This window comes from Magnetospirillum sp. SS-4 (assembly GCF_902729425.1).
In the GTDB taxonomy this organism is placed as follows: domain Bacteria; phylum Pseudomonadota; class Alphaproteobacteria; order Rhodospirillales; family Magnetospirillaceae; genus Phaeospirillum.
Window position 1 is genome coordinate 67,715 of sequence record NZ_CACVCH010000081.1, and the last position, 26,236, is coordinate 93,950.

The window sequence follows — 26,236 nt, forward strand, 5'->3', positions numbered from 1 at the left end:
ATACTCTCAATTCAGGACGGTGTCTGTTCCGGCGATCGGGCCTTCTCGACTTCGGCGGTTCCGGATGCCGACAGCAGCGCCTTTTTTCTGATCATGTCGGCATCGGAATCGGCATGTTCCAGGGCGATGGTGCGAAACTCCTCCTGCACCTCCAGGAAGGCGTCGACGATGTCGGGATCGAAATGCTTTCCCCGCCCCTCGACGATGATGGACACCGCCACCTCGTGCGGCATGCCTTCCTTGTAGACCCGGCGGCTGATCAGGGCGTCGTAGACGTCGGCCACCGCCATCAGCCGGGCCGAAAGCGGGATGGCGTCGCCCGAGAGGTTCTGGGGATAGCCGCTGCCGTCCCATTTTTCCTGGTGCGAGTAGGCGATCTCCTTCGCCATGGTGAGGAACTCGACCCTGGCCCCCAGCGAATGCTCGGCGTGTTCGATGGCGTCGCGTCCCAGGGTCGTGTGGGTCTTCATGACCTCGAATTCCTCGGGGACGAACCGCCCCGGCTTCAGCAGGATGCGGTCGGGAATTCCGACCTTGCCGATATCGTGCAGCGGGGCCGATTTGAACAGCATGTTGATGGTGTAGTCGTCAAGCTGGGCGGCGAAACGGGGATGGGAGCGGAGCCGGCCCGCCAGGGACTTGATGTAGAACTGGGTGCGGCGGATGTGGTTGCCGGTTTCCAGGTCGCGGGTCTCGGCGAGCGAGGCCATGGCCAGGATGGTGACGTCCTGGATCGCCATGACCTCCTCGGTGCGCTTGGCGACCTCCTGTTCCAGGAAATCATTCTTGTCGCGCAGGAAATCGGCGGCCATCTTGAGCTTCAGGTGGGTCTTGACCCGCGCCAGGACGATGGGTGGGCTGATGGGCTTGGTGATGTAGTCCACCGCGCCGATCTCCAGCCCTTTCCTCTCGGCGTCGAGTTCGACCTTGGCGGTGAGGAAGATCACCGGAATATGGTGGGTCCCGGGATCGGCCTTCAGACGCCGGCAGACTTCGTAGCCGTCGAGCCCCGGCATCATGATATCCAGTAAGACGAGGTCGGGCGGGCTGTCGGAGCCGCAGATTCTAAGGGCTTTCTCGCCATTGCTGGCTACCTTCACCCGATAGTCGTCTTTCAGCAGGCTGCTCAGCAATGCCAGATTGTCCGGCGTATCGTCCACCACCAGGATGGTGGCCCTATCGGAAAAGTCCTGGCTGTCCATCACGCGGTCCTCATGCGGGTCTGTTCCGTTCCATGGCCTGATTCAGGATGGTCAGGGCGGTGTCGAAGTCGAAATCCTTGATGGCGGCGCGGATGCGGCGGTAGTCCTGGGGAAAGGCGGTGCTCAGGAGGGCGGCGTTCGCCTCCATGACATCGTCTACCTCGGCATCGTCCTCGGCAAGCAGGATCAGCAGGCGGCGGCATATCGCCTCCAGGTGCTCGGGATCGACCGTCGCCATGGCGGTCACCGCCACCCCCGCCTCGGCCGGCAGGGTTGTTTCCAGGGCGGCGATCATCTCCATCAAGGGCGTCTCCAGCGCGCCGACCAGTCTGTCGACCTCCTGGCGCGGGGATTTGTCGCCGATGGCGGCCTCCAGTCCGGCGGCGTGGCGCTGTATCTCGTCGGCTCCGATCATGCCGGCCAGTCCCTTGACGGTATGGGCGAGACGTTCCGCCGTTCCCCAGTCGCCGTCATCCAGCGCCTCGCGGATGGCGGCTGGCGCGGCTTTCCGTCCGGTGGCGAACTTGCGCAGGGTCGAGAGATAAAGGTTGGTCTTGCCCTGCACCCGGCGCAGGCCGGTGGCGGTATCGAGCCCGGGAATCTCGGGGATGGCTCCGGTTTCCCCAGCGGTCGCGACCGCGCCGGTTCTGGCGGCTGGCCGGGCCTGCGGATTGTCCCGCGGCCTGATCCACCGCAGCAGCGTGCTCCACAACTGATCCGGATCGATGGGCTTGGCGATGAAGTCGTTCATGCCGGCCTCGATGCAGCGATCCCGGTCGCGCTGCATGGCGTTGGCGGTCATGGCGACGATGGGCAGGTCGTCGAAGCGGCCCAGCTTGCGGATTTCCATGGTGGCGGTGACGCCGTCCATCACCGGCATCTGCATGTCCATCAGCACGATGTCGTAGGGGGCGTCCTGAACCCTGGCGAGGGCGATGGCGCCGTCGTCGGCGATATCCACCTGGAAGCCGGCATCGGTCAGCAATTCGGTGGCGACCTCCTGGTTGAGATCGTTGTCCTCGACCAGAAGAATCCTGGCCCCCTGGAGGGCGGCCAGGCTTTCATGCAGGGAAGACGGCCGCGCGCCGGCCTCCCGGCGTTCGCCGGGCTGGGTTCCGAACATCCGCATCACCGTGTCGAACAGGATCGAGGCGCTGACCGGCTTGATCAGAACATCCTCGATTCCGGCCTCGGCGATCTGGTTGAGCACCTCCTCGCGGCCATAGGCGGTGACCATGAGCAGGTGCGGCGCGGGGGTCAGCCCCAGGGACTTGATGCGGCGGGCGGTGTCGATGCCGTCCATTCCCGGCATGCGCCAGTCGAGCAGGACGATTTCGTAGGGCCGGTCGTCGGTCGCGGCGCGCCTGACCTCGTCCACCGCCGCCTGACCGGACGCCACGTCGGTGACCTGGAAGGTCATGCCGCCAAGCAGGTCGCAAAGCACGGCGCGGGCGTTGTCGTTGTCGTCGACCACCAGGACCCGGCAGCCGCGCAGATCGGGCGACGGCAGCAGCCGGTGCTTCCGCTCGGCGCCGATGCCCAGCCGGGCGGTGAACCAGAAGGTGCTGCCCTTGCCGTATTCGCTGTCGACGCCGACCTCGCCGCCCATCAGTTCCGCCAGCTTCTTGGAGATGGCCAGCCCCAGCCCGGTTCCGCCGAATTTGCGGGTGGTCGAGGTGTCGGCCTGCTCGAAGCTCTGGAACAGCCGCCCCATCTGCTCTTCGGTGATGCCGATGCCGGTGTCGCGGACGGCGAAGTACAGCAGAACCTCGGTCTCCGTCCGCTCCTTGACGCGGACGATGATGTCGATCTCGCCCTTTTCGGTGAACTTGACCGCGTTGTTGGCGTAATTGATCAGGATCTGCCCCAGGCGGAGCGAATCTCCCACCAGCGTCCGCGGCACCTCGGATGGAATGTCGAACACCAGTTCCAGATTCTTGGCGTTGGTCTTGTCGGTCAGCAGGCTGGCGATGTTGTCCAGCATCTTGTCCAGTTCGAAGTCGGCATGCTCGACCGCCAGCTTGCCGGCCTCGATCTTGGAGAAATCCAGGATGTCGTTGATGATACCCAGCAGGTGCTGGCCGGCCCCCTGGATTTTCTTGATGTAGTCGTGCTGGCGGGGGGTGAGGTCGGTCTTCAGCGCCAGATGGCTCATGCCGATGATGGCGTTCATGGGGGTGCGGATTTCGTGGCTCATGTTGGCCAGGAAGTCCGACTTCATGCGGGTGGCGTCCTCGGCCATTTCCTTGGCCCGCGTCAGGGCGGTCTCGGCCTCCTTGACCGCCGTCACGTCCTGGAAGAAGCCGGCCCAGGTGGCGCCGCGGCTGTCGCTGGCGAAGGGCAGCGCCTCCATCTGCACCCAGCGGGGGTCTCCGGCCGCGTCGAGGCGGAAGCGGGTGGAGAATTGCCCATTCTCCCGGATCGCCTTCAGGATGTTCTCTTCGAGCCCGTCGCGGTCGTCGGCCAGCACCGCCCCATAGAGGCGGTCGGCGTTGGCGAGCAGTTCGGCGGTGCCGATTCCCAGAATTCCCCGGACCTGCCGTCCCATGAAGGTGAACCAGAACAGGTCGCCCTCGGTGCGGAACTCGAACACCGCCACCGGAACCGAATTGGTCAGGGCGCGCAGGCGTTCCTCGGCCTGCTGAATCCGTTGTTCGCTGTTGCGTCTTTCGGTGATGTCGTCGCAGACCCACACCGACCCCTTGGCGGGATCGTCGCGGTCGATGGCCCGGCCGGACGTTCGCCCCCAGAAGGTGGTGCCGTTCTTGCGCCGGTATTCCCAGTCGCCCTGATAGGTTTCGCCACGGGCGAGAACCGGATAGGCCTCTTGTTCCATCCGTTCGAAATCGGCCTGATGGGCGAAGACGATGCTGGTGGTCCGGCCTTCCAGTTCCTCCGGCGGATAGCCCAGCAGTTCGGCCAGCCGCGGGTTCAGCCGGATCATCAGGCGGTCGCGCAGGACGGCGATGCCAAGGCCGGCCGACTGGAAGATGGCGGTCTGCTCTCCGACCGCCGCCGTCATGGCGGCCAGGGCTTTCTCGCGTTCCGTCACGTCCAGCCAGTAGCCGTTCCAGACGCGGGTTCCATCGGGCAGCCCGGAGGCGATGGCGCGGGTTTCGATCCAGCGGGCGTCGCCCCGGCGATCCATGACGCGGTAGAGCAGGCCGGTGCTCGTTCCCTGTAGAAGCGCTTCGTCCAGCCCCCGGCGGGCGTCGGCAAGGTCGTCGGGGTGGATGCGCCAGAAGCGCAGATCCGGATCGTTCACCAGTTCCTCGGGGGTATAGCCCCAGATTTCCTCGGCCTTGGCGCTTATGAATCGGAAGCTCTGCTCGCCCGTCGGCCCCACCTCGAAACGGAACGCGGCGCAGGGCAGGGAATCCGCCATGTCCCTCATCAGTTGGCGGGACCATTCCGCCGCGCATTTCGACCGCTCAAGCTCCTCGGTCCGTTCCAGCACCCGCGCCTCCAAGGTGGCGTTGGCCTCGGCAAGGCGGGAGGTGGATGACAGCAGCGCCTCGCGCATGGCCTCCTGGGCGGTGGCCAGTTCGGCGATCTCTTCCAGGTCGGAGCGAATCTCCACCGGCCGGGCGAGGTCCATGTGGCCGATGCGGACGCTTTCCTTGGCCAGCATCTCCAGCGGCGCGGCAAAGCGTCGCGCCATGGGCAGGGTGACCAGCGCCGCCATGGCGAGGGACCCGATGATCAGGAGGGTGAGCAGGATGACCTGATCCCGGCCCACCGGCACGAAATCGTGGCGCGGGGCCACCACTCCCAGCCAGACCGGCTGCGAGCCGATGAACATGCGGTGGAATCGGGAAAACCAGATTTCGTCGTCGATGGAGATCGGGGCCGAGACGTCCTCCGGACGTCCGAGCGAGTTCCAGTGCCCCCAGCTTTCGGCCAGGACCGGCAGGTCCTGGTCCGCCAGGGGGTGCAGGACCGCCTTCTTGATTTCGTCGTCGCTGTCGAAGCGCGGCGTCCGCGGCACTCCGATCAGTTGCCCCCGGTCGTCGAACAGCACCCCAACTCCGTTGGAGCCGGCCCTGATCTGGCGGGTGAAGTGGGAGAGGTCCAGCAGCTTCACGTCGTGGGCGATGACGTAGCGGCTGCCGTCGGCGGCCTTCCACCGGCTGGCGGCGGTGATGCCCGGTTCCTTGGTGGTGAAGAAGATGTAGGGCGCGGTCCAGTGGATGCCCTCGTCCGTGGGCATGGCCATGGCCCCGGTGAACCATGGGCGCTTGCGGGCGTCGTAGTCGCGCTCCAGCACCTCGGTCTTTTCCATCACCCGGTCGGCGCTCCAGGTGATCCAGGTGGTCTTCTTGCCCCACCTGTCGGGGTCGCTGAGCCGATTGATCCACTTGCCGTCGGTGGACAGGAGCAGCAGGATTTCCCGTCCGGATTCGTGGGCGAAGATCACCGATGAGATTTCGGGATGATTGCGGATGACGGGAAAGAAGAACTCGTTGAAGCGCTCAAGCTGCTCCATGTCCAGGTCGCCGTTCATCCCCCAGTGCCGGCTGGTCCTGAGGGTGATCTCGACCGTCGACAGAAGCCGCCGCACCCGGGCTTCCAGTTCCCCCGCCGTTTCCCGCATCTGGGTGTCGGCCAGCCGGTCGATGGTCGGAGCAACGATCAGATGGTAGGTGGAGCCGGCGAACACTCCCAGGGCCATGACCACGATGAAGAAGGCGCGCCGCAGGAGGCTGCCGCGAATCGACGATCCGGCCTGCGGCCATTTCGCTCCCGTGGGTATCGGCTCCCGATCGCTCATGCAATTCCGCCCTATGCCGCCGTGTATTGATGGAGCGGAACGCCAAGCGTTCCCTTAATCAGGATAGCCGCCGCCGCCGGGGCGGGAAAGTCCGAAAGTCCCCCCCAACCTCAATCGGTCCGGGACAACCGGCCGCCCGGCGGGGTGGCGGCGAAGCGGGACGGGTCGATGGCCGGGGCGTTCAGCGCCTTGACGATCCGGCTTTCCAGGACATTCAGCGATACCGGCTTGGCGATGAAGCCGTGAATGCCCAGCCTTACCGCCATCTCCACGTTTTCCTGTTCGGCGTGGCCGGTGAGAATCAGGACCGGCAGGCAGGACAGCGCCCGGTCGCTCTCGCGCCGCAGCGCCCGCACGAAGGCGAAGCCGTCCATTTCCGGCATCTCCAGGTCGCAAACGACGAGGTCGAGCCGGCCCGCGATCGCCCTGGCCTTGCCGAGGGCGTCGCCGCCGTCGTTGGCCATCTGGACCTCGCCGATTCCCAGGTCGCGCAGCATGCGGGCGATGAGATTGCGGATGAACATTTCGTCATCGACGACCATCACGGTCAGCCGCTTGAAGGCGCTTTTTTCCATTCAGACCTCCCCGATATGGCGCGCGACGGCCGCCATGCTGCGCCGGAACAACGGCTCGAACCGGTCGGCCAGGGCGGCCAGCCGCGTCCGGTCCCCCGCCTTGCCGGCCTGTTCCAGTTCGAGGCAGCAATCGGCCAATAGTTGGGTTCCCACGGCGCGGGCCGAGGATTTGAGCTTGTGGGCCGCCCGGCCGGCGGCTTGCGGATCGTCGCCGGCCAGCGCCGTTTGGATGTCCGCCGCCATCCGCCCGGCCGGCTCGATGAAATCGCGCAGCACCTCGGCGATGGCGGCCGGATCGTCGCCCACCATGGCGGCCAGGGCGTGGGGATCGAACAGGGCCGGCGATGGCGGATGGGGCGCGGCGGCGGACGGGGGGCGGGACGGTTCGCCGTCCACCCAGGCCGGCAGCCACCGGGCCAGGGCGGCGAGCAGCCGTTCCGGCTCCACCGGCTTGGCCAGCCAGTCGTCGATGCCGGCGTCGCGGCAAGCTTCGATATCCTCGGCGCCGATGCTGGCGGTCACCGCCAGGATCGGGCATCGTCCGCCGTCGTCACGGATGGCCCTGGCCAACTGGAACCCGTCCATCTCGGGCATGTAGCAGTCTGTCAGAACCAGGGGATGGCGGCGCGCCCGCCAGGCGTCCAGCGCCTTGCGGCCGTCGCCGGCGATTTCCGCCATGACGCCGTGGCGGGCCAACTGGCGGCGGATGACGTCCTGGTTGGTCTCGTTGTCCTCGGCGACCAGCACCAGACGCCCCAGCCTTTCCGCCTCGGCGGCATCGGCCGGAAGGGTCCGGCCCCAGGCCGGCGAGCGCGTCGGACACCCATCCTCGGTTTCGGCCGGAGGTTCCACCGCTTGCGCCGGCAGGTCGAGGGTGAAGGCGGAGCCCTGTCCCTCCACGCTGGCGACCGCGATCTCGCCGCCCATCAGGTCGGCCAGCCGGCGGCAGATGGACAGGCCGAGGCCGGTGCCGCCGAACCGGCGGGTGGTGGACAGGTCGGCCTGGGAAAAGGGCTTGAACAGCCGCCCGATCTGATCGGCGGACATGCCGATTCCGGTGTCGGTCACCTCGATGCGGAGACGGCCGTCTCCGCCGGACCACCCCCGGATGGCGACGGCTCCGCCGGCCGGGGTGAACTTGACGGCGTTGCCGGCCAGATTGAACAGAATTTGCCGAAGCCGGACCGGATCGCCGCCGACCCAGGCCGGAACCGCCGGCTCCACCGCATGGGTCAGCCTCACGTTCCTGGCGTCGGCCGCATGGCCCAGCGTGGCGGCGACCCCCTCGATGATTGCCCGCACCGACAGCGGAATGCATTCGACCTCCATGCGGCCGGCCTCGATCTTGGAGAAATCGAGGATGTCGTTGATGACGCGCAGCAGGGACTGGGCCGAATCTCGGGAAACTCTCAGCATCCTCCGCTGCTCGTCGGTCAGCGGGGTATCGCCCATCAGGTCGATCATGCCGAGCACGCCGCTCATCGGGGTGCGGATTTCATGGCTCATCATGGCGAGAAAGGCCGATTTGGCGCGGGTCGCCCGCTCGGCCGCGATCACGGCGTCGCGCAGGTCCAGGTGGGTCTTCACCCTGGCCCGGATGATGGGGGGACTGAAGGGCTTGTGGATGTAGTCCACCGCGCCGGCGTCGAATCCCTTGGCCTCGTCCTCGATTTCGCTCTTGGCGGTCAGGAAGATCACCGGAATGGCGGCGGTGGCGGGGGTGCCCTTGAGACGCCGGCACACCTCGTATCCGTCCATTTCCGGCATCATGATATCGAGGAGGATCAGGTCCGGTGGATCGTCGCTCCCGGCCAGCGCCAAGGCCCTGGCGCCGCTGGTGGCGACCCTGGTCCGGTAGGAATCCTTCAGGACCCCGGCCACGATGGCCAGATTTTCCGGAGTGTCGTCCACCACAAGAATGGTCTTGCGGTCATTTCCAGCCCCCATGTCCTGGCTCCTTGCGGTGGTTCCCTCCGGGGCCTGGGCTGACCGGTGCCGCGCGCACGCGATGGGGACGCCGCGGTGGGGTTCCTCCGGATTGGAGTGTAGCATTCCTTCCGGAATGCCCCAAAGACGCGCAGGGTATAGGACTTTAGGAAGGGATGGATGATTTCCGGCCCGCGATCCTGTCCGTTTGGAAAAGGCGCGCCGGCGGAGACCGGTGGCGGAGCGTTACGAGGCGCGGTCGGGGCGCGGCGCGGCGCCGCGCAGGCTGACGGCGTGGGCGCGTTCCAGCGCCGGCGCCAGCCGCCGGTCGTGACCATAGATGTCGTCGCGGAAATGAACGACGCCGCCGTCGTCTGCCCAGGCGGTCAGGTACATCATGTAGACCGGGACGGTGCGGGCCAGCTTGAGGGTGCGGGTGGAGGCGTTGGCGGCGATGTCCTCGGCCAGCCGTCCGCTCCAGCGTCCGCCCAGCAGCAGTTCCCCCAGTTCGACGGGCTTTTCCAGGCGGACGCAGCCGTGGGACAGGGCGCGGTAGGTGCGCGAGAACGCCTTCCGGTTGTTGGTGTCGTGCATGTAGATGTCGTCGGAATCCTTCAGGTTGAACTTCAACTGGCCCAGGGCGTTGTCCGGCCCCGGCGGCTGGCGCAGGCGATAGGGGAATTTCTTGCCGATGGCGTTCCAGTCGATGCCGTCGCCCGCCGCCTCGGGACTGTCCTCGGGATAGTCGGCGATCTTGAGGTTGCTGCTGGCGAGATAATTGGGGTCCTTGCGCAGCTTGGGCAGGATTTCCTTGTTGGCGATGGAGGCCGGCACCCGCCACGGCGGATTCAGCACCACCGATCCCATGGAGGTTCTCATGCTGGGGGTGGGGTGCTTGACGTCGCCCACCACCACCCGCATGGACAAGACGATGGCGCCGTCCTCCACCACGTCCAGGCTGGCGGCGGGAATGTTGACGGCGATGTGGTTGCGGCCGGGGTCGCGGGCCATCCAGCGCCAGCGTTCCAGGTTGACGGCGATCTGGCGGGCGCGGGCGTCGGCGCCGATATTGAGGTGGGCCAGGGTGCGGGTGCCGACGGCGCCGTCGGCTTCCAGCCCGTGGCGACGCTGGAACCGCTTGACGGCCTCGGTCAGCGGGGCGTCGAACTCGCGGCCTCCGGCATGCGCGGAGTCGAGATCGCCCGAGGCGATCAGCCGGGCGCGCAGGGCGGAAACGCGGTCGTCGGTTTCGCCCGGGGCCAGCTTGGGGCCATCCGGCACGGTGGGCCAGCCGCCGGCGGCGGCGATGGCGCGGGTCTGTTCCAGGGCGTCCTTCAGGCGGACATAGCCGACCAGACGCGGCGCGACGGCGGCGGCCTGCTCCGCCAGGGGGCGGCCCTCGGCCAGGGCGCGGAGAAAACGCAGGCCGTCGAACGCGCCGCGGGTATCGCGGCCAAAGCCGCCATAGGCCCGCTCCGGGACGGCCGCGCCGATGGCGAGATCGCGGCCGAAGCGCAGCAGCAGGGCGCTGAGGTGGATGTCGTGTTCAAGTCCGGCGCCGCTCGCGGCCAGTTGGTAGGTGGCGGCGGGCAATCCCTCGGCGGCGGCGAGAACCGGCAATTCCACCAGCAGGGCGGCGCCGGTTCCGGTCCAGGCGGGCTGATGCGACCGGCCGCGATAGAAGTCGCGCAGCACGCGGGATTCTTCCGCCGGTTCGGCCAGGGCGGTGGCGGCGATCAGGCTGTCCAGCCGCTTTTGCGCCTCGGTCGCCGGCTGGGCGCCGGCCGTGCCGTCCCAGCCGGCGACGGCGAGGCCGAGGACCAGGGAAGCCAGGAAGGGGCGGCGAAGCGACAAGGAAAACCTCAAGCCCGAGGACGTGGGCGCTGGCTGTGTGCGTCAATGGTCGATATCGATCCATTCCGCCGGAGTGTCAACGGGCAAAGGCGGCCGGGATCGCAATATTGTCACCCTTGCGCCCACGGCAGGCCGCTGGCTTTCCATCCCGCCTTGACGCCGCGATGCCTGGCCTCGTCGTGAGGGCCCTCGAATCCGTCGGTCACGTTCCAGCACGAGCGGTAACCCAGGCTCGTCAGGTGTTCCGCCGCCGCCTTGGACCGCACGCCGGACCGGCACAACAGCAAGATGACGTCGTTCTTGTCCACGCCAAGCTCGGCGATCTGGTCGGCGAAGGCGTCGTTCCGGCCCATGCTGGGAAAGACCTGCCACGATACCAGCAACGGCTGGCGGTTCAGCGACGACAGGTCCGGCACGCCGACGAACGACCATTCCGCCTGGGTGCGGACATCGACCAGCCGGGCGGTGGCGTCCTCGGACAGCCGTCGCCACGCCTGCTCTGGAGTGATTTCACCGGCATAGCCGGCGGCCTGGGGAACGGGGGGAGGGAAGGTCATGGGGGCGGCTCCGATGGCTAATTTAACACATAAGATAGCGTATATACCGAATATTCTACACAAATTTATGTTGACGCGGGTGCGAAATACGCGCTATCTCGTAGATTAGTTAGATCATACACATTTAATTGTGTAAATAGCAAATGAGGCCGAGCCATGAAGGATGCCGCCCAATTCGATCTGGATGCGATCGAGCCCCTGGCCCGCATGTCCGATCTGAAGGAATATCGCGGCGCGCTGCGGCGCCGCCTCGACGGCGAATGGGACGACGAGACGTTCACCGCCTTCCGTCTGCGCTACGGCGTCTACGGCCAGAAGCAGGCCGGCGTCCAGATGGTGCGCATCAAGATTCCGGGCGGCATCGTGCCGACGCCCTGGCTGAAGACCCTGGCCCGCGTCAACCGCGAGTTCGCCGAGGGGCCGGCCCACATCACCACCCGGCAGGATTTCCAGCTTTATTCCGTGAAGCTGGAGCGGACCGCCGACATGCTGGAGGAGCTTTATTCCAACGGCATCACCACGCGGGAGGCTTGCGGCAACACGCTGCGCAACATGAGCGCCTGCTCGCTGGCCGGCGCCTGCCCGCGCGAGCTGGTCGACGCCGGCAAGGTGGCCGAACAGCTGTCGCGGTCGTGGATCCGCCATCCGCTGGTCCAGCACATGCCGCGCAAGATGAAGTTCACCGTTTCGGGCTGCGCCACCGATTGCGGCGGCTCGCCCATTCACGATCTCGGCTTCATCGCCACCGAGCGGGGCGGCCGCACCGGTTTCAGGGTTCTGGCCGGCGGCGGCCTGGGCGGCCAGCCGATCATGGCGGTCGAGGTGCTGTCCTTCGTCGCCGAGGCCGAGCTTCCCACCGTGGTCGAGGCGGCGGCCCGCCTGCATCAGCGTTATTCCAACCGCCGCGACCGCTCGCTGGCCCGCCTCAAATTCGTGGTCAAGCGGTTCGGCGCCGAGAAGTTCGCCGCCCTGTTCCAGGAGGAGTTCGAGCACCTGAAGGGGCTGCGTCAGCGCCCCTGGCAGCCGCTGACCTGGCGCCGCCCGTCCGAGGCGGCGGTGGCCCGCACCCCGGCCGGTCTGGTGGACGGTCATGACGGCAGCGTCGCCGTGGTGGTCTATGTGCCGCTGGGCCTGACCTCGTCCGATCAGCTCGACGCGCTTCACGACATCGCGGCGGCGGCCGGCGTGTCGCAGCTTCGCACCACCCGCGACCAGAAGATCGCCCTGCTCGGCGTCGCCCGGGACAAGGTCGCGACGGTGGCGGCGGCGGTCAAGGCCATCGGCTTCGACGTTCCCGCCCATGCCGATGACGTGCCCGACGTGGTGTCGTGCCCCGGCACCACCACCTGCCGCATCGGCATCACCAATTCCCAGGGCTTCGGCCTCCAGGTGGAGCGGGAAGCCCGGGGTGATGCCTCGGCGCGCGGCGTCTCGGTGCATGTGTCGGGCTGCCAGAACTCCTGCGGCCTGCACCATGTCGCCGATATCGGCCTGCACGGCATGGGCAAGAAGATCGACGGCAAGCCGGCGCCCCATTACCAGCTTCACCTGGGCGGCGACGCCACGCGCGGCGTGGTCGGCTTCGAAGGTCCGGTGATTCCGGCCCGCCTCGCCAATCAGGCGGTCAGGCTGCTGCGCCAGGCCATCGGCCCGGTGCGGAGCGGCGGCGAGGATATCCGCGCCTGGGCCGAGCGCATCGGCAAGGACGGCCTTGCCGCCATCCTGAAGCCGCTGGAGGGAACCGGCGGCGACGAGCGCTTCGTCGATTGGGGCGATGCCGACACCTTCGTCGGGCCGCCCAAGGCCAAGGGCGAGTGCGCCGCGCCGCAGGTCAGCACCACCTATTATTCCGATCTGGCCGATGACGGGCTGATCAATCTTGATCGCAATCTCGCCCGGGGCCGCTGGCCCGAGGCGCTGAAGGCGGGCGAGGAGGCCACCCTCTACGCCGTGCGCTTGCTGCTGGCCGCCAGGGGCATCGTCACCGAGGACGGCGAGGCGGCGGAAGCGGTGTTCGCCCGTCTGCATTCCGGTATCGCGGTGCCGTCCGAGGCGATCAACGCCTTCGACTCGGTGCTGGCCGAGCGGACCTCGGCCCTGGTGACCGGTTCCGCCGAATCCTACCGCGAGGCGGTGGCCTATTTCATCGACACCGTCGGCGTGCTGATCGCCCGGAAGTCGGCGCAGGTGACGGCGCCGGTGGGCGATCTGGCCTCGGTCCTGGTGGAGGTGGCGTGATGAGCGTGATCGAGACCAATCGGGTCGAGCGCCTGAAGGCCGCCCATGGCCACCTGGACGGCAAGGACTTGCTGGCCGCCCTGGTTGGCGGCGAATTGAAGGGCCGGATCGCGGTGACCTCGTCGTTCGGCGCCGAATCGGCGGTGCTGCTGGATCTGGTCGCCCAGGTCGATCCCGGCCTGCCGGTGCTGTTCCTCGATACCGGCGAGTTGTTCGACGAGACGGTGGAATACCGCCGCACCCTGGAGACCCGGCTGGGTCTCACCAATGTGGTCGTGCTGCATCCCTCGGAGGCCGATCTGGCCGAGGCCGAGGAACTGTGGCGCGACGACATCGACCGTTGCTGCGAACTGCGCAAGGTCCGCCCGCTGGCCCGCGTCACCCGCGCCTTCGACGCCCTGGTGGATGGCCGCAAGCGGGCGCATGGCTTCGAGCGCCAGCAGCTTTCCACCATCGAGGACGGGGTCGGCGTCATCAAGGTCAGCCCGCTGGCCAATTGGAGCACGGCCGAGATCGAGGCCCATTTCATCGCCCGCGACCTGCCGCGCCATCCGCTGGTGGCGCAGAACTACCGTTCCATCGGCTGCTGGCCCTGTACCCGTCCGGTCGACCCCGGCCAGCCGGCCCGCGCCGGCCGCTGGGCCGGCAAGGCCAAGAGCGAGTGCGGCATCCACACCCTGGCCCTCGGCCGCGACGGAGCCGGAATATGACCTGCATTCAGAGAGACAGCACCACCATGAGCATGAACGACCTTGACGCCCTGGAGGCCCAGTCCATCTACATCCTGCGCGAGGCCTTCAACCGCCTCGACAAGATCGCCATGCTGTGGTCGATCGGCAAGGATTCCAACGTGATGCTGTGGCTGGCGCGCAAGGCCTTCTTCGGCCATGTCCCCTTTCCGGTGGTCCATGTGGACACCAGGCACAAGATCCCCGAGATGATCGAGTTCCGCGACCGGGTCGCCCGGGAATGGAAGCTGCCGATGATCGTCGGCGAGAACCGGGCGGCGCTGGACGGTGGCATGGGGCCGCATCAGGGGCGGGTCGAATGCTGTTCCGCCCTCAAGACCGAGGGGCTGAAGCAGGTGCTGGCCCAGCACGGCTATACCGGCGTCATCGCCGGTATCCGTCGCGACGAGGAAGGCACCCGGGCCAAGGAACGGGTGTTCAGCCCGCGCACCGAGGCGGCCGAGTGGGACTTCAAGGACCAGCCCCCCGAATTCTGGGACCAGTTCAAGACCGATTTCGCCCCCGGCACCCATCTGCGCATCCATCCGCTGCTGGCGTGGAGCGAGCTGGACGTGTGGCGCTACATCGAGCGGGAAGAGATTCCGGTGGTTGATCTGTACTTCGCCAAGAACGGGCGGCGTTACCGCTCGCTGGGCTGCGCGCCCTGCACCGGCTCGGTGGAATCCAACGCCTCCACCGTGGCCGAGATCATCGAGGAACTGGCGACCACCAGGATTTCCGAACGCTCGGGCCGCGCCCAGGACAAGGAATCCGAGGACGCTTTCGAGCGTCTGCGCGCCGGCGGATATATGTAAGAGAGGACGACGAGATATGACCACCAACATCTCCCCCATGAAGATCGTCGTCGTCGGCCATGTGGACCACGGCAAGTCCACCCTGGTCGGCCGCATCCTCAACGAGACCGGCGCCCTGCCCGACGGCAAGGTCGAATACCTGAAGGACGTCTGCGAGAAGCGCGGCATGCCGTTCGAATGGGCCTTCGTCATGGACGCGCTCCAGGCCGAGCGTGACCAGGGCATCACCATCGATACCGCCCAGATCCGCTTCCGCACCGAGGCGCGCCCCTATGTCATCATCGACGCGCCCGGCCACAAGGAATTCCTGAAGAACATGATCACCGGCGCCGCCTCGGCCGAGGCCGCCGTGCTGGTGATCGACGCCGACGAGGGCGTGCAGGAGCAGTCGCGCCGCCACGGCTACCTGCTGCACCTGCTGGGGTTGCGCCAGATCGCTGTCGCGGTCAACAAGATGGATCTGGTCGATTTCGGTCAGGCCCGCTTCGACGAGGTCAAGGCCGAGATCGTCGCCTATCTCAATTCCATCGGGGTCGAGCCCACCTTCGTCATTCCGGTGGCGGCGCGCTCGGGCGTCAACATCTCGTCCGCCTCGCCCGAAACGCCTTGGTACCAGGGACCCAGCGTGCTGGGCGCCCTGGATCTGTTCGAGCAGGCGCGGCCCGATTCCGACCTGCCGCTGCGCTTTCCGGTGCAGGACGTCTACAAGTTCGACCAGCGCCGCATCATCGCCGGGCGCATCGAATCCGGCCGGCTCAGGGTCGGCGACACCCTGGTGTTCGCCCCCACCGGCAAGTCGGCCCGTATCGCCACCATCGAATCCTGGGGCGTCAATCAGGTGGCGGCGGTGGCGGCCGGCGCCGGCCAGTCGGTGGGCATCACGCTCGACGAGCAGATTTTCGTCGAGCGCGGTCAGGTCGCCAGCCTGGCCGAGCGGGCGCCGTCCCAGTCCCACACCTTGAAGGCGCGGCTGTTCTGGCTGGGCCGCCAGCCGCTCAAGGTCGGCTCGCGCTACAAGCTGAAGCTGGCCACCGCCGAGCACGCCGTCGAGGTCATTGCCATCGAGCGGGTGATCGACGTCGAGGACCTCGCCAACCACCAGGGCGCCGAAGTCGGCCGCAACGCCGTCGCCGAGGTGGTGTTCCGTGGCAAGACGCCCATCGCCCACGATTCCTTCCTGGACAATCCGCGCCTGGGCCGCTTCGTGGTGGTCGAGGGCTACGACATCGTCGGCGGCGGCGTCATCGCCGAGGCCGGCGGCGTCCAGCAGGCCCACAAATCCACCAACATCACCGCCGTCGAGCACAAGGTGGATGGCGAGACCCGCGCGCTGGCCAACGGCCATCGCGGCGGCGTGGTGTGGCTGACCGGCCTGTCGGGTTCGGGCAAGTCCACCATCTCCATGGAGGTGGAACGGCAATTGTTCCTCAAGGGCTGGCAGGTCACCGTGCTGGACGGCGACAATGTCCGCCACGGCCTGTGCTCGGACTTAGGCTTCAGCCCCGACGACCGCGCCGAGAACATCCGCCGGGTCGGCGAGGTGGCGCACCTGTTCGCCAAGGCCGGCATGCTGGTGGTGACCGCCTTCATCTCGCCCTATCGCGCCGACCGCGACCGGGTGCGCACCATCGGCCCCGACGCCTTCCACGAGGTGTTCGTCAACACCGATCTGGACGAGTGCGAGCGCCGCGACCCCAAGGGGCTCTACAAGAAGGCCCGCGCCGGCCAGATTCCGGAATTCACCGGCATCTCGGCCCCCTACGAGGCGCCGGATTCCCCGGAAATGGTGCTGGAGACCACGGGAAAGAGCATCGACGAATGCGTCGCCGCCCTAATCCGCTACATGGAGGCCAATTTCTCGCTGACGGCGCGCGAGCAGACCGAAAGCTGGGGGTTCTGAGCGATCTCCGGCGGGGCGGCGCGACTACATCGCCTCGCCGGAGATGGCCTTGTCCAGCAAGGCGATGGTCTCGCCGATGCCGTACAGCTTGATGAAGCTGCCCATGCGGGGGCCCTGGTCGTTGCCCAGCAGCACCTCGTAGCAGGCCTTGAACCACGCCTTGAGATCGGCGAAGCACGGGCGCTTGCCGATCTCGTAGACCAGATTCTGGATATCCTCGGCCGAGGCGTCGCCGCCCAGCGTCTCAAGGCCGGCCTTGAGGTCGGCGAAGGCGGCGGCCTCGTCGGGAGTGGCCTTGCGGTAGCTCTTGTTGGGCTTCACGAAATCGCGGTAATAGGCGATGGCGTAGCCCACCAGCCCGTTCAGGATCGGCGCGGTCTCGGGCGCGGCCCCCGGCGCGTAGCGCTTGATGAAGCCCCACAGCACGGCCGGGTCTTCGGAATGGCAGACGCTGACCAGATTCATCAAGATGTTGAACGACAGATGGGCATCCTCGGCCGGCGGCTTGCCGCCGTGGATGTGCCAGACGGGGTTGTCCAGCCGCTTGGCGGCGTCCTCGGCGGGGAACTTGCCGAGGAAGGCCAGGTAGTCGTCAACCACCCGGGGAATGGCGTCGAAATAAAGCCGCTTGGCCGTCTTGGGCTTCTGGTACATGAACAGGGCCAGCGATTCCTGGGGGGCGTATTTCAGCCAGTCCTCGACGGCGAGGCCGTTGCCCTTGGACTTGGAGATCTTCTGGCCCTGATCGTCCAGGAACAGTTCGTAGGTGAGGTTCATGGGCGGCCGGCCGCCCAGGATGGCGGCGATGCGGGTCGAGAGCTGGACCGAGGGAATCAGGTCCTTGCCGCTCATCTCGTAATCGACGCCCAGCGCCACCCAGCGCATGCCCCAATCGGCCTTCCATTGCAGCTTGCAGGCGCCGCCGGTGACCGGGGTCTCCACCAGCCTGCCGTCCTCGGTCCGGTAGACGATGGTGCCGGCATCGGCGTTGCGCTCCACCACCGGCACCTGGAGGACCACGCCGGTCCTGGGGCAGACCGGCAGGAACGGCGAATAGGTGGCGCGGCGCTCGTCGCCCAGGGTGGGCAGCACCACGTTGATGACCTCGTCATAGTGGCGCAGCACGCCGAGCAAGGCCTGATCGAAGCGGCCGGAGGTGTACCAGTCGGTGGCCGACTGGAACTCGTACTCGAAGCCGAAGGTGTCCAGGAACGAGCGCAGCCGGGCGTTGTTGTGGTGGCCGAAGCTCTCGTGGGTGCCGAAGGGATCGGGAATCCGGGTCAGCGGCTTGCCCAGATGCTGGCGCACCATGTCCTGGTTGGGGATGTTGTCGGGCACCTTCCTCAGCCCGTCCATGTCGTCGGAAAAGGCGAACAGACGGGTGGGAATCTCGGGCGCCAGGATGGAGAAAGCGCGGCGCACCATGGTGGTGCGCGCCACCTCGCCGAAGGTGCCGATATGGGGCAGGCCCGACGGGCCGTAGCCGGTCTCGAACAGCACATAGCCCTTGTCCGGGGTTTTTCCCTTCAGCCGGTCGTCCAGCAGGGCGCGGGCCTCCTGGAACGGCCAGGCGGCGGCGGAGCGGGCGAGGGCGGCAAGATCGGACATGGCGGATGCTTTCGGTTCACGAATGGAACCGGGAAGCTAGTCCCGCCGGGGCGGGGGCGTCAACATCGCCTTGAAATATGCTCGATTTCTTGATTTTTCGGGGGCGCCGTCCCATAATTAAGCATGGTCGGTGCCCGGATGGGGCCGGCCGCCATCCAATCGGGACGCTGCCCGCGGGCGGGTCTCCGGTCATGTTGCTCGGTGGAGGATATGACGATGTTCGATACGATTCAGGGCCTCGACTAGCCGTTTTCCATAGCCGCAGCAACCCGCCCGCCATTCCGGCCGGTGGGAGATGTCGTCAAACTGGGGAGAACGGATCATGTCGGCAGCATCTCTTCCCGTCGTCGCGTCCGACGACGGTCTCGCGAAATATCTCACGGATATCCGGGCGTTTCCGCTCCTCGACATGGACGAGGAGTTCATGCTGGCCCGCCGCTGGATCGATTACCAGGATACCGAGGCGGCCCACCGTCTGGTCACCAGCCATCTGCGCCTGGTCGCCAAGATCGCCATCGGTTATCGCCATTACGGGCTGCCGGTGGCCGACCTGATCTCCGAGGGCAATATCGGCCTTATGCGGGCGGTCAAGAAATTCGATCCGGACAAGGGATTCCGTCTCGCCACCTATGCCATGTGGTGGATCAAGGCCTCGCTGAACGAATTCGTCCTCGGTTCGTGGTCCATGGTCAAGATCGGCACCCTGGCCGCCCAGAAGAAGCTGTTCTTCAACCTGCGCCGCATCAAGTCGCGCCTGAGGCTGCTGGAGTCCGGCGATCTGGCGCCGGAACACGTCGCCACCATCGCCCGCGAACTGGGCGTGGCCGAAAGCGACGTTGTTTCCATGAACCGACGCATGGGGGGGCGCGATGCGTCGCTCAACACCCCCGTCGGCGAGGGCGGCACCGAGATTCAGGATCTGATGCCCGATCAGGCCGACAATCAGGAGGTTTCCTATGCCCGCCGCGAGGAACTGGGCAAGGGCCGCAAGCTGATCGCCCGGGCGCTGGACGTACTGAGCGAGCGCGAACGCGAAATCTTCGTCGAGCGCCGCCTGCGCGACAACCCGGTGACCCTGGAGGATCTGGGGGCTCGCTACGGCGTCTCGCGCGAGCGTATCCGCCAGATCGAGGTCAAGGCCTTCGAGAAGGTCAGGGACGTGGTCCAGGGCGGATTCGCCCCGGCCGTGAGCGGCGCCGGGCGTTCGCTGATTCCCGCCGCCGGTTAGCCGGCGGCGGATTTCCATGGGGTGGGCATCGGCGGCGTTCCGCTCCTTGGCCGATGCGCGGCATCGACCGGCGAAGCGCGCCTTGCCGCCGCCTCGCCATCACCGCCAAATAGCCTGCCTTCGCGGGCGCGTCCTTGATCGGGGCGCGCCCGCCCATTTCGCAACCCCGCTCCGCCGGACCGGCACGGCGGCGACGGAGGGGGGTGTGGTAGAATGGGCATGCATTGCAAAGGGAGGCCGGCCATGTTGAGCCTGGAAGACTGCATCGCCTTCAGTGGACTGACGCGAGAGCAACTGGACGCCGTCGCCTGTCACGAGCACCTGCCCCTGATCGTCGTCGCCGAATGGGCCGAAACCGCCCTGGACTGCGAGGGGGGCTGCACCCTGGTGGAGGCCATCCTGGTGGAAGAGGTCCGAGGGGCCAGCCGCCGCCATCCCGACCGCCTCCAGGACTGGGACCGTGGACTAGCCGAGTTCCGCCGGGTCCATGCTCACTGAAGCCGTCCCACGATCAGGAATTCCTTGTTGCCCTCCGGCCCCAGGATCGGACTCTCGGTCAGGCCGGCCACGTTCCAGCCGGGCCTGGAGGCCAGCCATTCGTGGATGCGCCCGCATACCTCGGCGTGCAGGTCGGGGTCGCGGACCACGCCCCCCTTGCCGACGCGGCCCTTGCCCACCTCGAATTGCGGCTTGATCAGCGCCACCAGCCATGCTCCCGGCCGGGCCAGCGCCATGGCGGCGGGCAGCACCGTCTCCAGCCCGATGAAGCTGGCGTCGCAGACCACCATGTCGACCGCCTCGGGAATCAGTTCGGCGGTCAGATGGCGGGCGTTGGTGCGTTCCAGAACCACCACGCGGGGGTCGTTGCGCAGTTTCCAGGCCAGTTGGCCGTGCCCCACGTCGACGGCATAGACCCGGGCGGCTCCGTGGCAAAGCAGCACGTCGGTGAAGCCGCCGGTGGAGGCGCCCACGTCGACGGCGACCCGCCCGGCGGGGTCGATGGCGAAGGCCTCCAGCGCCTTGGCCAGTTTCAGCCCTCCCCGCGACACCCAGGGATGGTCCTGCCCCCTCAGGTCCAGGGCGCAATCTCCGGCCACGGCGGTTCCCGGCTTGTCGATGCGCCGCTCGCCCGAGAACACCAGCCCGGCCATGATCAGGGCCTGGGCGCGGGATCGGCTTTCCACCAATCCGCGATCAACCATAAGCTGATCTATCCGTGTCTTGACCGTCATGCGAAATAGCCTCATGCAAAATCAGGGATGGAAATTGCGCCAGGGTTCCACGACAATAAACAAAATTCTAAATGAGCGGGACGTCCGAAGCCTCGATGACCACATTGCTGTTCACGCATCCGGTCTGCCTTCAGCACGACACGGGTGATTATCATCCCGAATGTTCCGATCGCATCAAGGCGGTTCTGGCCGCCTTGGAGAGCGAGGAGTTCATGATGCTGCTGCGCGACGAGGCGCCGCACGCCACCATGGAACAGCTGATGCGGGCCCACCCCCTCAGTCATATAGATCACGTCCTGGAATCGGTCCCCACCAGCGACGGGCATCATCACCTGGACCCCGACACCGTCTTGTCGCGCCATTCCGGCGAGGCCGCGCTTCGCGCCGCCGGCGCGGTGGTGGCGGCGGTGGACGCGGTGGCCACCCGGCAGGTCCGCAACTGCTTTTGCGCCGTGCGCCCGCCGGGCCATCATGCCGAGCGCGAGACCGCCATGGGCTTCTGCTTCTTCAACAACGCCGCGGTGGGGGCGCTGCACGCCCGCGACGTTCATGGCTTCAAGCGGGTGGCGATCGTGGATTTCGATGTCCACCACGGCAACGGCACCCAGCATATCCTGTGGGATGAGGACGGCATGTTCTACGCCTCCACCCATCAGGAACACGCCTACCCCAATACCGGCTTTCCCGAGGAGACCGGCGGCAAGGGGGTGATGGTCAACATCCCGCTGCCGGCCGGCACCAATTCCACCGATTACCGCGCCGCCTTCGGCGATGTCCTGATTCCCAGGCTGCGGAGTTTCCAGCCGGATTTCCTGATCATCTCGGCCGGATTCGACGCCCATGCCGCCGACCCCCTGGCCCATCTGCGGCTGACCACGGCGGATTTCGGCTGGGCGACCCGGCAATTGCTGGACGTGGCCGGGGATTTTGCCGGCAACCGGGTGGTCTCGGTGCTGGAGGGCGGCTACGACCTCCGCGCCCTGGCCGCCAGCACCCGCGAGCATGTCCGGGCCTTGATGGGGATGTGACCGCCCCTCGTTCCGGCGGCGGCCTTGACCATCCGGGAGAGATCGGGTTTTCTACCACCCTATTGAATGGGTAGGGTGATGCTTTCCAGCAAGGCGAAATACGGCCTGAAGGCCATGATCTATCTGTCGCGCCATGAGGGGCGGGGGCCGTCGCTGATTGCCGACGTGGCCGATAGCGAGCGGATTCCCAAGAAATTTCTCGACGCCATCTTGCTGGAGCTCAAGAATCACGGATTGCTGTCGTCCAAGAAGGGTAAGGGCGGCGGCTATGTTCTCGCCCGCCCGTCGTCGCGGATCACCGCCGGCGAGATCATCCGGATTCTCGATGGTCCGCTTGCCCCGATTCCCTGTGTCTCGCGCAGCGCCTACCGACGTTGCGAGGATTGCCAGGACGAGGAGGCCTGCGCCCTGCGCGCCGTGATGCAGGACGTGCGCGACGCCCTGGCCGCCATTCTCGATAACACCAGCCTGGCTGACATGATCAACCGGACCGCGACGTCCGAGACGGTGCTGAACTACGACATCTGACGGGGCCGGTCTGACCCGCCGGCCTTGCGCGGGGGACGGGACGCGCCGCAATCGCGGCACAGCGCGGCGCGGGCGCGACGACAGCGGTCCTTGACCGGGCAATCCTCGGGGGGATCGGCCCGAACCGGACGGGGAGCGGGATGGCGCCCGCGCGAAGGACGAGGCTGTCGTTCCATGGCGGCAGCATATCACATCCGGGGCATATTAGATATGCCGCGACTTGAAGACATGCGACGACCGGACCGTCACATGGATTCCAGTTCGTCGATGAAGCCGATCACCACCTCCAGGCCGCGGCGCCAGAAATCGGGGTTGCCGGCGTCGAGGCCGAACGGGGCCAGCAATTCCCGATGCCGCAGCGTGCCCCCGGCCCGCAGCATGTCGAGATACTTGGCGGGGAAATCCGGCACGCCGCCCTTGGCGTGGACGGAATAGAGCGAGTTCACCAGGCAATCGCCGAAGGCGTAGGCGTAGACGTAGAACGGCGAATGGACGAAGTGGGGGATATAGGTCCAGAAGTGGCGGTATTCGTCGTGGAAGCGCAGCGCCGGCCCCAGGCTGTCGCGCTGCACCTGCATCCACAGGGCGCCGATCGCCTCGGGCGACAGTTCGCCTTGCCGCCGGCCCTCGTGGACCAGGGATTCGAACTGGTAGAAGGCGACCTGGCGCACCAGGGTGTTGATCATGTCCTCAACCTTGGAGGCCAGCATGATCCTGCGGCGCGCCGGCGTGGTCTCGCGCTCCAGCATGGCGCGGAAGGTCAGCATCTCGCCGAACACCGAGGCGGTCTCCGCCAGGGTCAGCGGCGTGTCGGCCATCAGGGCGCCCTGGCCGCCGGCCAGGACCTGGTGCACGCCGTGCCCCAGTTCGTGGGCCAGGGTCATGACGTCGCGGGTCTTGCCCAGGTAGTTGACCAGCAGATAGGGGTGGGCCGCCGGCACCGTCGGATGGGCGAAGGCGCCCGGCGACTTTCCCGGCCGCACCGGCGCGTCGATCCAGCGGTTGTCGAAGAAGCGCCGCCCGATCTCGGCCATTTCGGGCGAGAACGCGGCATAGGCCCCCAGCACGGTGTCCCTGGCCTGGTCCCAGCTGTAGCGGCGGTCGTCGTCGTCGGGCAGCGGCGCGTTGCGGTCCCAGTAGTCAAGCTGGTCGACGCCGAACCATCGGGCCTTCAGGGCGTAATAGCGGTGGGACAGCGGGGCGAAGCAGTCCTGAACCGCCGCCACCAGGGCGTCGACCACATGATCCTCCACCTGATTGGACAGGTTGCGGTAGGATTGCGGCCGAAGATAGTGGCGCCACTTGTCGTCGATCTCCTTTTCCTTGACCAGGGTGTTGGTGATCAGGGCGAACAGCGGCGCGTTGTCGCCCAGCACCGCCCCCAGAGACTTGGCGGCCGCCTTGCGCTTGGCAGAATCGATGTCGGACAGCAGGTTCAGCGCCTCGGCCGAGGTCAGAATCTCGCCGTTCACCGGAAAGCGCAGGCGCGCCATGGTCTCGTCGAACAGCCGGTTCCAGGCGGCGGCGCCGACCACATGGCGTTCGTGCAGCATCTTTTCCAGCTCGTCGGACAGCTGGTGCGGCCGGAACATGCGGATATCCCTGATCCACGAGGCATAGCGCGCCGCCTCGGGCGCCGCCAGCAGCCCGGTCAGCAGATCGTCGTCGAGGCGGTTGATCTCCAGGGTGAAGAACAGGGTGTGGGTGGAAATCTCGGTCACCCGTTCCTGCATGCCCTGGTAGAAGCGGCCCCGTTCGGGATCGGAGACATCGGCGGAATAGAGCAGCTGGGCATAGGACATGGCCCGGTAGATGGTCTCGCTGATGCTTTCGTATTCGGCGATGGCGCGGCCGAAATCCCGCCCGGACAGGGCGGCCAGCTTGCCGGCATAGGCCCGGCCGAAAGCGATGGCCGCTTCGGCCGCCGCCGTCAGGTCGTCTTCCAGCTCGGGCGAATCCGGCGAGGGATAAAGGTCCGACAGGTCCCATTCCGGAAGGTGTCCGAGATCGGACGCGGGCTGATGATTCATTGCGCTGACTCCTTGTGCCAGACGGGAATATAGGTATGACTCGACTGTCGGACCAGGGAGTTTCGGGCATGCTTGACATTCGCGACTGCACCAGCCTGCCGGGCATGTTCCTGGAGCAGGCCGCCCGCATGGGCGACAGACCGTTCCTGTGGGCCAAGCGGGCCGGCCAGTGGCATGCCCAGTCCTGGCGGGAGGCGGCCGACGAGGTCCTTGCCCTGGCCGCCGGGCTGCGGGGGCTGGGACTGGAGCCCGGCGACCGGGTGGCGCTGGTCGCCGAGAACCGGCCGGAATGGGCCGTCGCCGATCTGGCGATCATGGCGGCCGGCGGCATCTCCGTTCCCGCCTATACCACCAACACGGTGGCCGATCATCTGCACATCCTGAACAATTCCGGCGCCCGGCTGGTCGTCGTCTCGACCCGGCAACTGGCCGAGCGGGTGCTGGCCGCCGCCAGCCGGGCCGACAACCAGCCGGCGGTGATCGCCATCGAGCCGCCGCCCTTGTCGCAATCCACCGGCATCGACCTGCATTCATGGGGCGCCGTCGTCACCATGGGACGCGAGGCCGCGGGGGAGACCGACATCCGCACCGTCGTCGCCGACCTGGGCCGCCGCTCCACCGCCTGCCTGATCTACACCTCGGGGACCGGCGGCGTGCCCAAGGGCGTCATGCTGTCGCACGGCGCCATCTTGCACAATTGCCGGGGCGCCATGAAGGTGCTGGAGGAATTGGGCCTCGGCGACGAGGTGTTCCTGTCGTTCCTGCCGCTGTCCCATGCCTACGAGCACACCGCCGGCCTTCATTTCCCCATCTCGATCGCCGCCCAGATCCGCTATGCCGAAAGCATCGAGATGCTGGCCGCCAACATGGCCGAGGTCCGCCCCACCATCATGACGGCGGTGCCCCGGCTGTACGAGAGCATGCGCACCCGTATTCTCAAGGGACTGGCCAAGACCGGCGGATTGCGCCGCCGGCTGTTCATGGCCGCCCTCGATCTCGGCGCCAGGCGGATCGAGACCGGCCGGCTGGGGCCGCTGGACTGGCTGGCCGACCTGGTCCTGGACCGCCTGGTACGCGACAAGGTGAGAGAGCGTTTCGGCGGCCGCCTCAAGGCCTTCGTGTCGGGCGGCGCGCCGCTGTCGCCGGAGGTGGGGACCTTCTTCACCGCGCTTGGCCTGCGCATCCTGCAAGGCTATGGCCAGACCGAATCCGCGCCGGTGATCAGCTGCAACCGCCCCGGCGGCGTCCGCATCGAGACCGTCGGCCCCGCCCTGGAGGGAGTCGAGGTGACGATCGCCGGGGACGGCGAGATTCTGGTCCGGGGCGAACTGGTCATGCAGGGCTACTGGCGCGACGCCGAGACCACCGCCAAGGCCATCGACGCCGAGGGCTGGCTGCATACCGGGGATATCGGGGTGATCGATCCCGACGGCCATATCCGCATCACCGACCGCAAGAAGGACATCATCGTCAATTCCGGTGGCGACAACGTGGCGCCGCAGCGGGTGGAAAGCTTCCTGACCCTTCAGCCGGAAATCGCCCAGGCCATGGTCCATGGCGACCGTCGCCCCCATCTGGTGGCGCTGATCGTGCCCGACGCCGAATGGAGCGAGGGCTGGGCGGCGGCCAATGGCCGCGCCGGAGCCGGCCTGGCCGGACTGATCGGCGATCCCGGCTTCCGGGCCGAAATCGGCCGGGCGGTCGACCGGGTCAACGCCCAACTGTCTCCCGTCGAGCGAATCCGCCGGTTTGTCCTGTCGGATGAGGCGTTTAGCGTCGATAACTCCATGTTGACGCCCACTCTCAAGATACGACGCCACAAGATACGCGAGAAATTCGGTGAAACACTTGAGGGGTTGTACGAAGACAGGAAATCGCGCCCTGATAACTAGCGCCCATCCCTTTAGTAAACAACTCTTGAACGTCCTGTGAATGGCTTGGAAAATCCCCATCTTTCCTGTGCAGATACCAACCTTCGTATTGCTTTTTAGAACGTGTATGGCCTAAATTCCGCCC

Annotated in this window: 18 protein-coding genes; 9 read left to right on the forward strand and 9 right to left on the reverse strand. The window is 66.8% G+C overall.

Annotation, left to right across the window (positions count from 1 at the left end; translation table 11 throughout):
• Positions 1 to 11 precede the first annotated feature (11 nt).
• The 6 genes from MTBSS4_RS14665 to MTBSS4_RS14690 form a co-directional block, all read right to left on the reverse strand.
• Positions 12 to 1,202: a two-component system response regulator gene (locus MTBSS4_RS14665; protein ID WP_173984150.1), complete on the reverse strand. Its 1,191-nt coding sequence runs from the start codon at positions 1,200 to 1,202 to the stop codon at positions 12 to 14.
• 10 nt (positions 1,203 to 1,212) lie between these two features.
• On the reverse strand, positions 1,213 to 5,973 hold the full coding sequence (locus tag MTBSS4_RS14670; protein WP_173984151.1) for a response regulator: 4,761 nt from the start codon (positions 5,971 to 5,973) through the stop codon (positions 1,213 to 1,215).
• Between the two features lie 110 nt (positions 5,974 to 6,083).
• Positions 6,084 to 6,548, reverse strand: coding sequence for a response regulator (locus tag MTBSS4_RS14675; protein WP_173984152.1), 465 nt, complete (start codon positions 6,546 to 6,548; stop codon positions 6,084 to 6,086).
• Positions 6,549 to 8,495, reverse strand: a complete 1,947-nt coding sequence (locus tag MTBSS4_RS14680; protein WP_173984153.1) for a response regulator — start codon at positions 8,493 to 8,495, stop codon at positions 6,549 to 6,551.
• A 225-nt stretch (positions 8,496 to 8,720) separates the two neighbouring features.
• Complete coding sequence (locus MTBSS4_RS14685) at positions 8,721 to 10,328, reverse strand: murein L,D-transpeptidase (RefSeq protein ID WP_173984154.1); 1,608 nt, start codon at positions 10,326 to 10,328, stop codon at positions 8,721 to 8,723.
• 110 nt (positions 10,329 to 10,438) lie between these two features.
• Positions 10,439 to 10,885, reverse strand: a complete 447-nt coding sequence (locus tag MTBSS4_RS14690) for a rhodanese-like domain-containing protein (protein ID WP_173984155.1) — start codon at positions 10,883 to 10,885, stop codon at positions 10,439 to 10,441.
• A gap of 156 nt (positions 10,886 to 11,041) precedes the next feature.
• On the opposite strand from MTBSS4_RS14690, the gene MTBSS4_RS14695 reads away from it, so the two are divergent.
• The 4 genes from MTBSS4_RS14695 to cysC are packed head-to-tail and all read left to right on the forward strand — an operon-like array spanning position 11,042 to position 16,566.
• Positions 11,042 to 13,123: a nitrite/sulfite reductase gene (locus MTBSS4_RS14695; protein WP_173984156.1), complete on the forward strand. Its 2,082-nt coding sequence runs from the start codon at positions 11,042 to 11,044 to the stop codon at positions 13,121 to 13,123.
• Positions 13,123 to 13,833: a phosphoadenylyl-sulfate reductase gene (locus MTBSS4_RS14700; RefSeq protein ID WP_173984157.1), complete on the forward strand. Its 711-nt coding sequence runs from the start codon at positions 13,123 to 13,125 to the stop codon at positions 13,831 to 13,833. Before MTBSS4_RS14695 ends, MTBSS4_RS14700 begins: the two co-directional genes overlap by 1 nt.
• A gap of 32 nt (positions 13,834 to 13,865) precedes the next feature.
• Positions 13,866 to 14,666 (forward strand): sulfate adenylyltransferase subunit CysD, encoded by an 801-nt coding sequence (cysD, locus tag MTBSS4_RS14705; RefSeq protein WP_173984317.1) that lies wholly within the window; start codon positions 13,866 to 13,868, stop codon positions 14,664 to 14,666.
• Between the two features lie 16 nt (positions 14,667 to 14,682).
• On the forward strand, positions 14,683 to 16,566 hold the full coding sequence (gene cysC, locus MTBSS4_RS14710) for an adenylyl-sulfate kinase (protein ID WP_173984158.1): 1,884 nt from the start codon (positions 14,683 to 14,685) through the stop codon (positions 16,564 to 16,566).
• 24 nt (positions 16,567 to 16,590) lie between these two features.
• Here cysC and MTBSS4_RS14715 read toward each other — a convergent pair whose 3' ends face one another.
• Positions 16,591 to 18,174: a lysine--tRNA ligase gene (locus tag MTBSS4_RS14715; protein ID WP_173984159.1), complete on the reverse strand. Its 1,584-nt coding sequence runs from the start codon at positions 18,172 to 18,174 to the stop codon at positions 16,591 to 16,593.
• 322 nt (positions 18,175 to 18,496) lie between these two features.
• On the opposite strand from MTBSS4_RS14715, the gene rpoH reads away from it, so the two are divergent.
• Both rpoH and MTBSS4_RS14725 read left to right on the forward strand, forming a co-directional pair.
• Entirely contained in the window at positions 18,497 to 19,402 is a 906-nt protein-coding gene (gene rpoH / locus MTBSS4_RS14720) for an RNA polymerase sigma factor RpoH (RefSeq protein ID WP_173984160.1), read from the forward strand.
• Between the two features lie 243 nt (positions 19,403 to 19,645).
• Positions 19,646 to 19,900 carry a hypothetical protein gene (locus MTBSS4_RS14725; RefSeq protein ID WP_173984161.1) on the forward strand — a complete coding sequence of 85 codons (255 nt, stop codon included), beginning with the start codon at positions 19,646 to 19,648 and terminating at the stop codon, positions 19,898 to 19,900.
• Here MTBSS4_RS14725 and MTBSS4_RS14730 read toward each other — a convergent pair.
• The gene (locus MTBSS4_RS14730) at positions 19,894 to 20,634 is read right to left on the reverse strand and encodes a TlyA family RNA methyltransferase (RefSeq protein ID WP_173984162.1); all 741 of its coding nucleotides are present in this window, start codon (positions 20,632 to 20,634) and stop codon (positions 19,894 to 19,896) included. The genes MTBSS4_RS14725 and MTBSS4_RS14730 overlap by 7 nt on opposite strands.
• A gap of 95 nt (positions 20,635 to 20,729) precedes the next feature.
• On the opposite strand from MTBSS4_RS14730, the gene MTBSS4_RS14735 reads away from it, so the two are divergent.
• Positions 20,730 to 21,662 carry a histone deacetylase family protein gene (locus MTBSS4_RS14735; RefSeq protein ID WP_173984318.1) on the forward strand — a complete coding sequence of 311 codons (933 nt, stop codon included), beginning with the start codon at positions 20,730 to 20,732 and terminating at the stop codon, positions 21,660 to 21,662.
• A 78-nt stretch (positions 21,663 to 21,740) separates the two neighbouring features.
• On the forward strand, positions 21,741 to 22,190 hold the full coding sequence (locus tag MTBSS4_RS14740; RefSeq protein ID WP_173984163.1) for an Rrf2 family transcriptional regulator: 450 nt from the start codon (positions 21,741 to 21,743) through the stop codon (positions 22,188 to 22,190).
• 245 nt (positions 22,191 to 22,435) lie between these two features.
• Here MTBSS4_RS14740 and MTBSS4_RS14745 read toward each other — a convergent pair whose 3' ends face one another.
• On the reverse strand, positions 22,436 to 24,220 hold the full coding sequence (locus MTBSS4_RS14745) for a M3 family oligoendopeptidase (RefSeq protein ID WP_173984164.1): 1,785 nt from the start codon (positions 24,218 to 24,220) through the stop codon (positions 22,436 to 22,438).
• A gap of 68 nt (positions 24,221 to 24,288) precedes the next feature.
• Here MTBSS4_RS14745 and MTBSS4_RS14750 point away from each other — a divergent pair, with 68 nt between their 5' ends.
• Positions 24,289 to 26,112 (forward strand): long-chain fatty acid--CoA ligase, encoded by a 1,824-nt coding sequence (locus MTBSS4_RS14750; RefSeq protein ID WP_173984165.1) that lies wholly within the window; start codon positions 24,289 to 24,291, stop codon positions 26,110 to 26,112.
• Positions 26,113 to 26,236 lie beyond the last annotated feature (124 nt).

Coding starts and splice junctions, on each gene's coding strand:
- MTBSS4_RS14750 (WP_173984165.1), top strand. CDS start 24,289: ATGCTTGACATTCGCGACTGCACCAGCCTGCCGGGCATGTTCCTGGAG.
- MTBSS4_RS14745 (WP_173984164.1), bottom strand. CDS start 24,220: ATGAATCATCAGCCCGCGTCCGATCTCGGACACCTTCCGGAATGGGAC.
- MTBSS4_RS14735 (WP_173984318.1), top strand. CDS start 20,730: ATGACCACATTGCTGTTCACGCATCCGGTCTGCCTTCAGCACGACACG.
- rpoH (WP_173984160.1), top strand. CDS start 18,497: ATGTCGGCAGCATCTCTTCCCGTCGTCGCGTCCGACGACGGTCTCGCG.
- MTBSS4_RS14665 (WP_173984150.1), bottom strand. CDS start 1,202: ATGGACAGCCAGGACTTTTCCGATAGGGCCACCATCCTGGTGGTGGAC.
- MTBSS4_RS14715 (WP_173984159.1), bottom strand. CDS start 18,174: ATGTCCGATCTTGCCGCCCTCGCCCGCTCCGCCGCCGCCTGGCCGTTC.
- MTBSS4_RS14725 (WP_173984161.1), top strand. CDS start 19,646: ATGTTGAGCCTGGAAGACTGCATCGCCTTCAGTGGACTGACGCGAGAG.
- cysC (WP_173984158.1), top strand. CDS start 14,683: ATGACCACCAACATCTCCCCCATGAAGATCGTCGTCGTCGGCCATGTG.
- cysD (WP_173984317.1), top strand. CDS start 13,866: ATGAACGACCTTGACGCCCTGGAGGCCCAGTCCATCTACATCCTGCGC.
- MTBSS4_RS14700 (WP_173984157.1), top strand. CDS start 13,123: ATGAGCGTGATCGAGACCAATCGGGTCGAGCGCCTGAAGGCCGCCCAT.
- MTBSS4_RS14670 (WP_173984151.1), bottom strand. CDS start 5,973: ATGAGCGATCGGGAGCCGATACCCACGGGAGCGAAATGGCCGCAGGCC.
- MTBSS4_RS14730 (WP_173984162.1), bottom strand. CDS start 20,634: ATGACGGTCAAGACACGGATAGATCAGCTTATGGTTGATCGCGGATTG.
- MTBSS4_RS14680 (WP_173984153.1), bottom strand. CDS start 8,495: ATGGGGGCTGGAAATGACCGCAAGACCATTCTTGTGGTGGACGACACT.
- MTBSS4_RS14740 (WP_173984163.1), top strand. CDS start 21,741: ATGCTTTCCAGCAAGGCGAAATACGGCCTGAAGGCCATGATCTATCTG.
- MTBSS4_RS14690 (WP_173984155.1), bottom strand. CDS start 10,885: ATGACCTTCCCTCCCCCCGTTCCCCAGGCCGCCGGCTATGCCGGTGAA.
- MTBSS4_RS14695 (WP_173984156.1), top strand. CDS start 11,042: ATGAAGGATGCCGCCCAATTCGATCTGGATGCGATCGAGCCCCTGGCC.
- MTBSS4_RS14675 (WP_173984152.1), bottom strand. CDS start 6,548: ATGGAAAAAAGCGCCTTCAAGCGGCTGACCGTGATGGTCGTCGATGAC.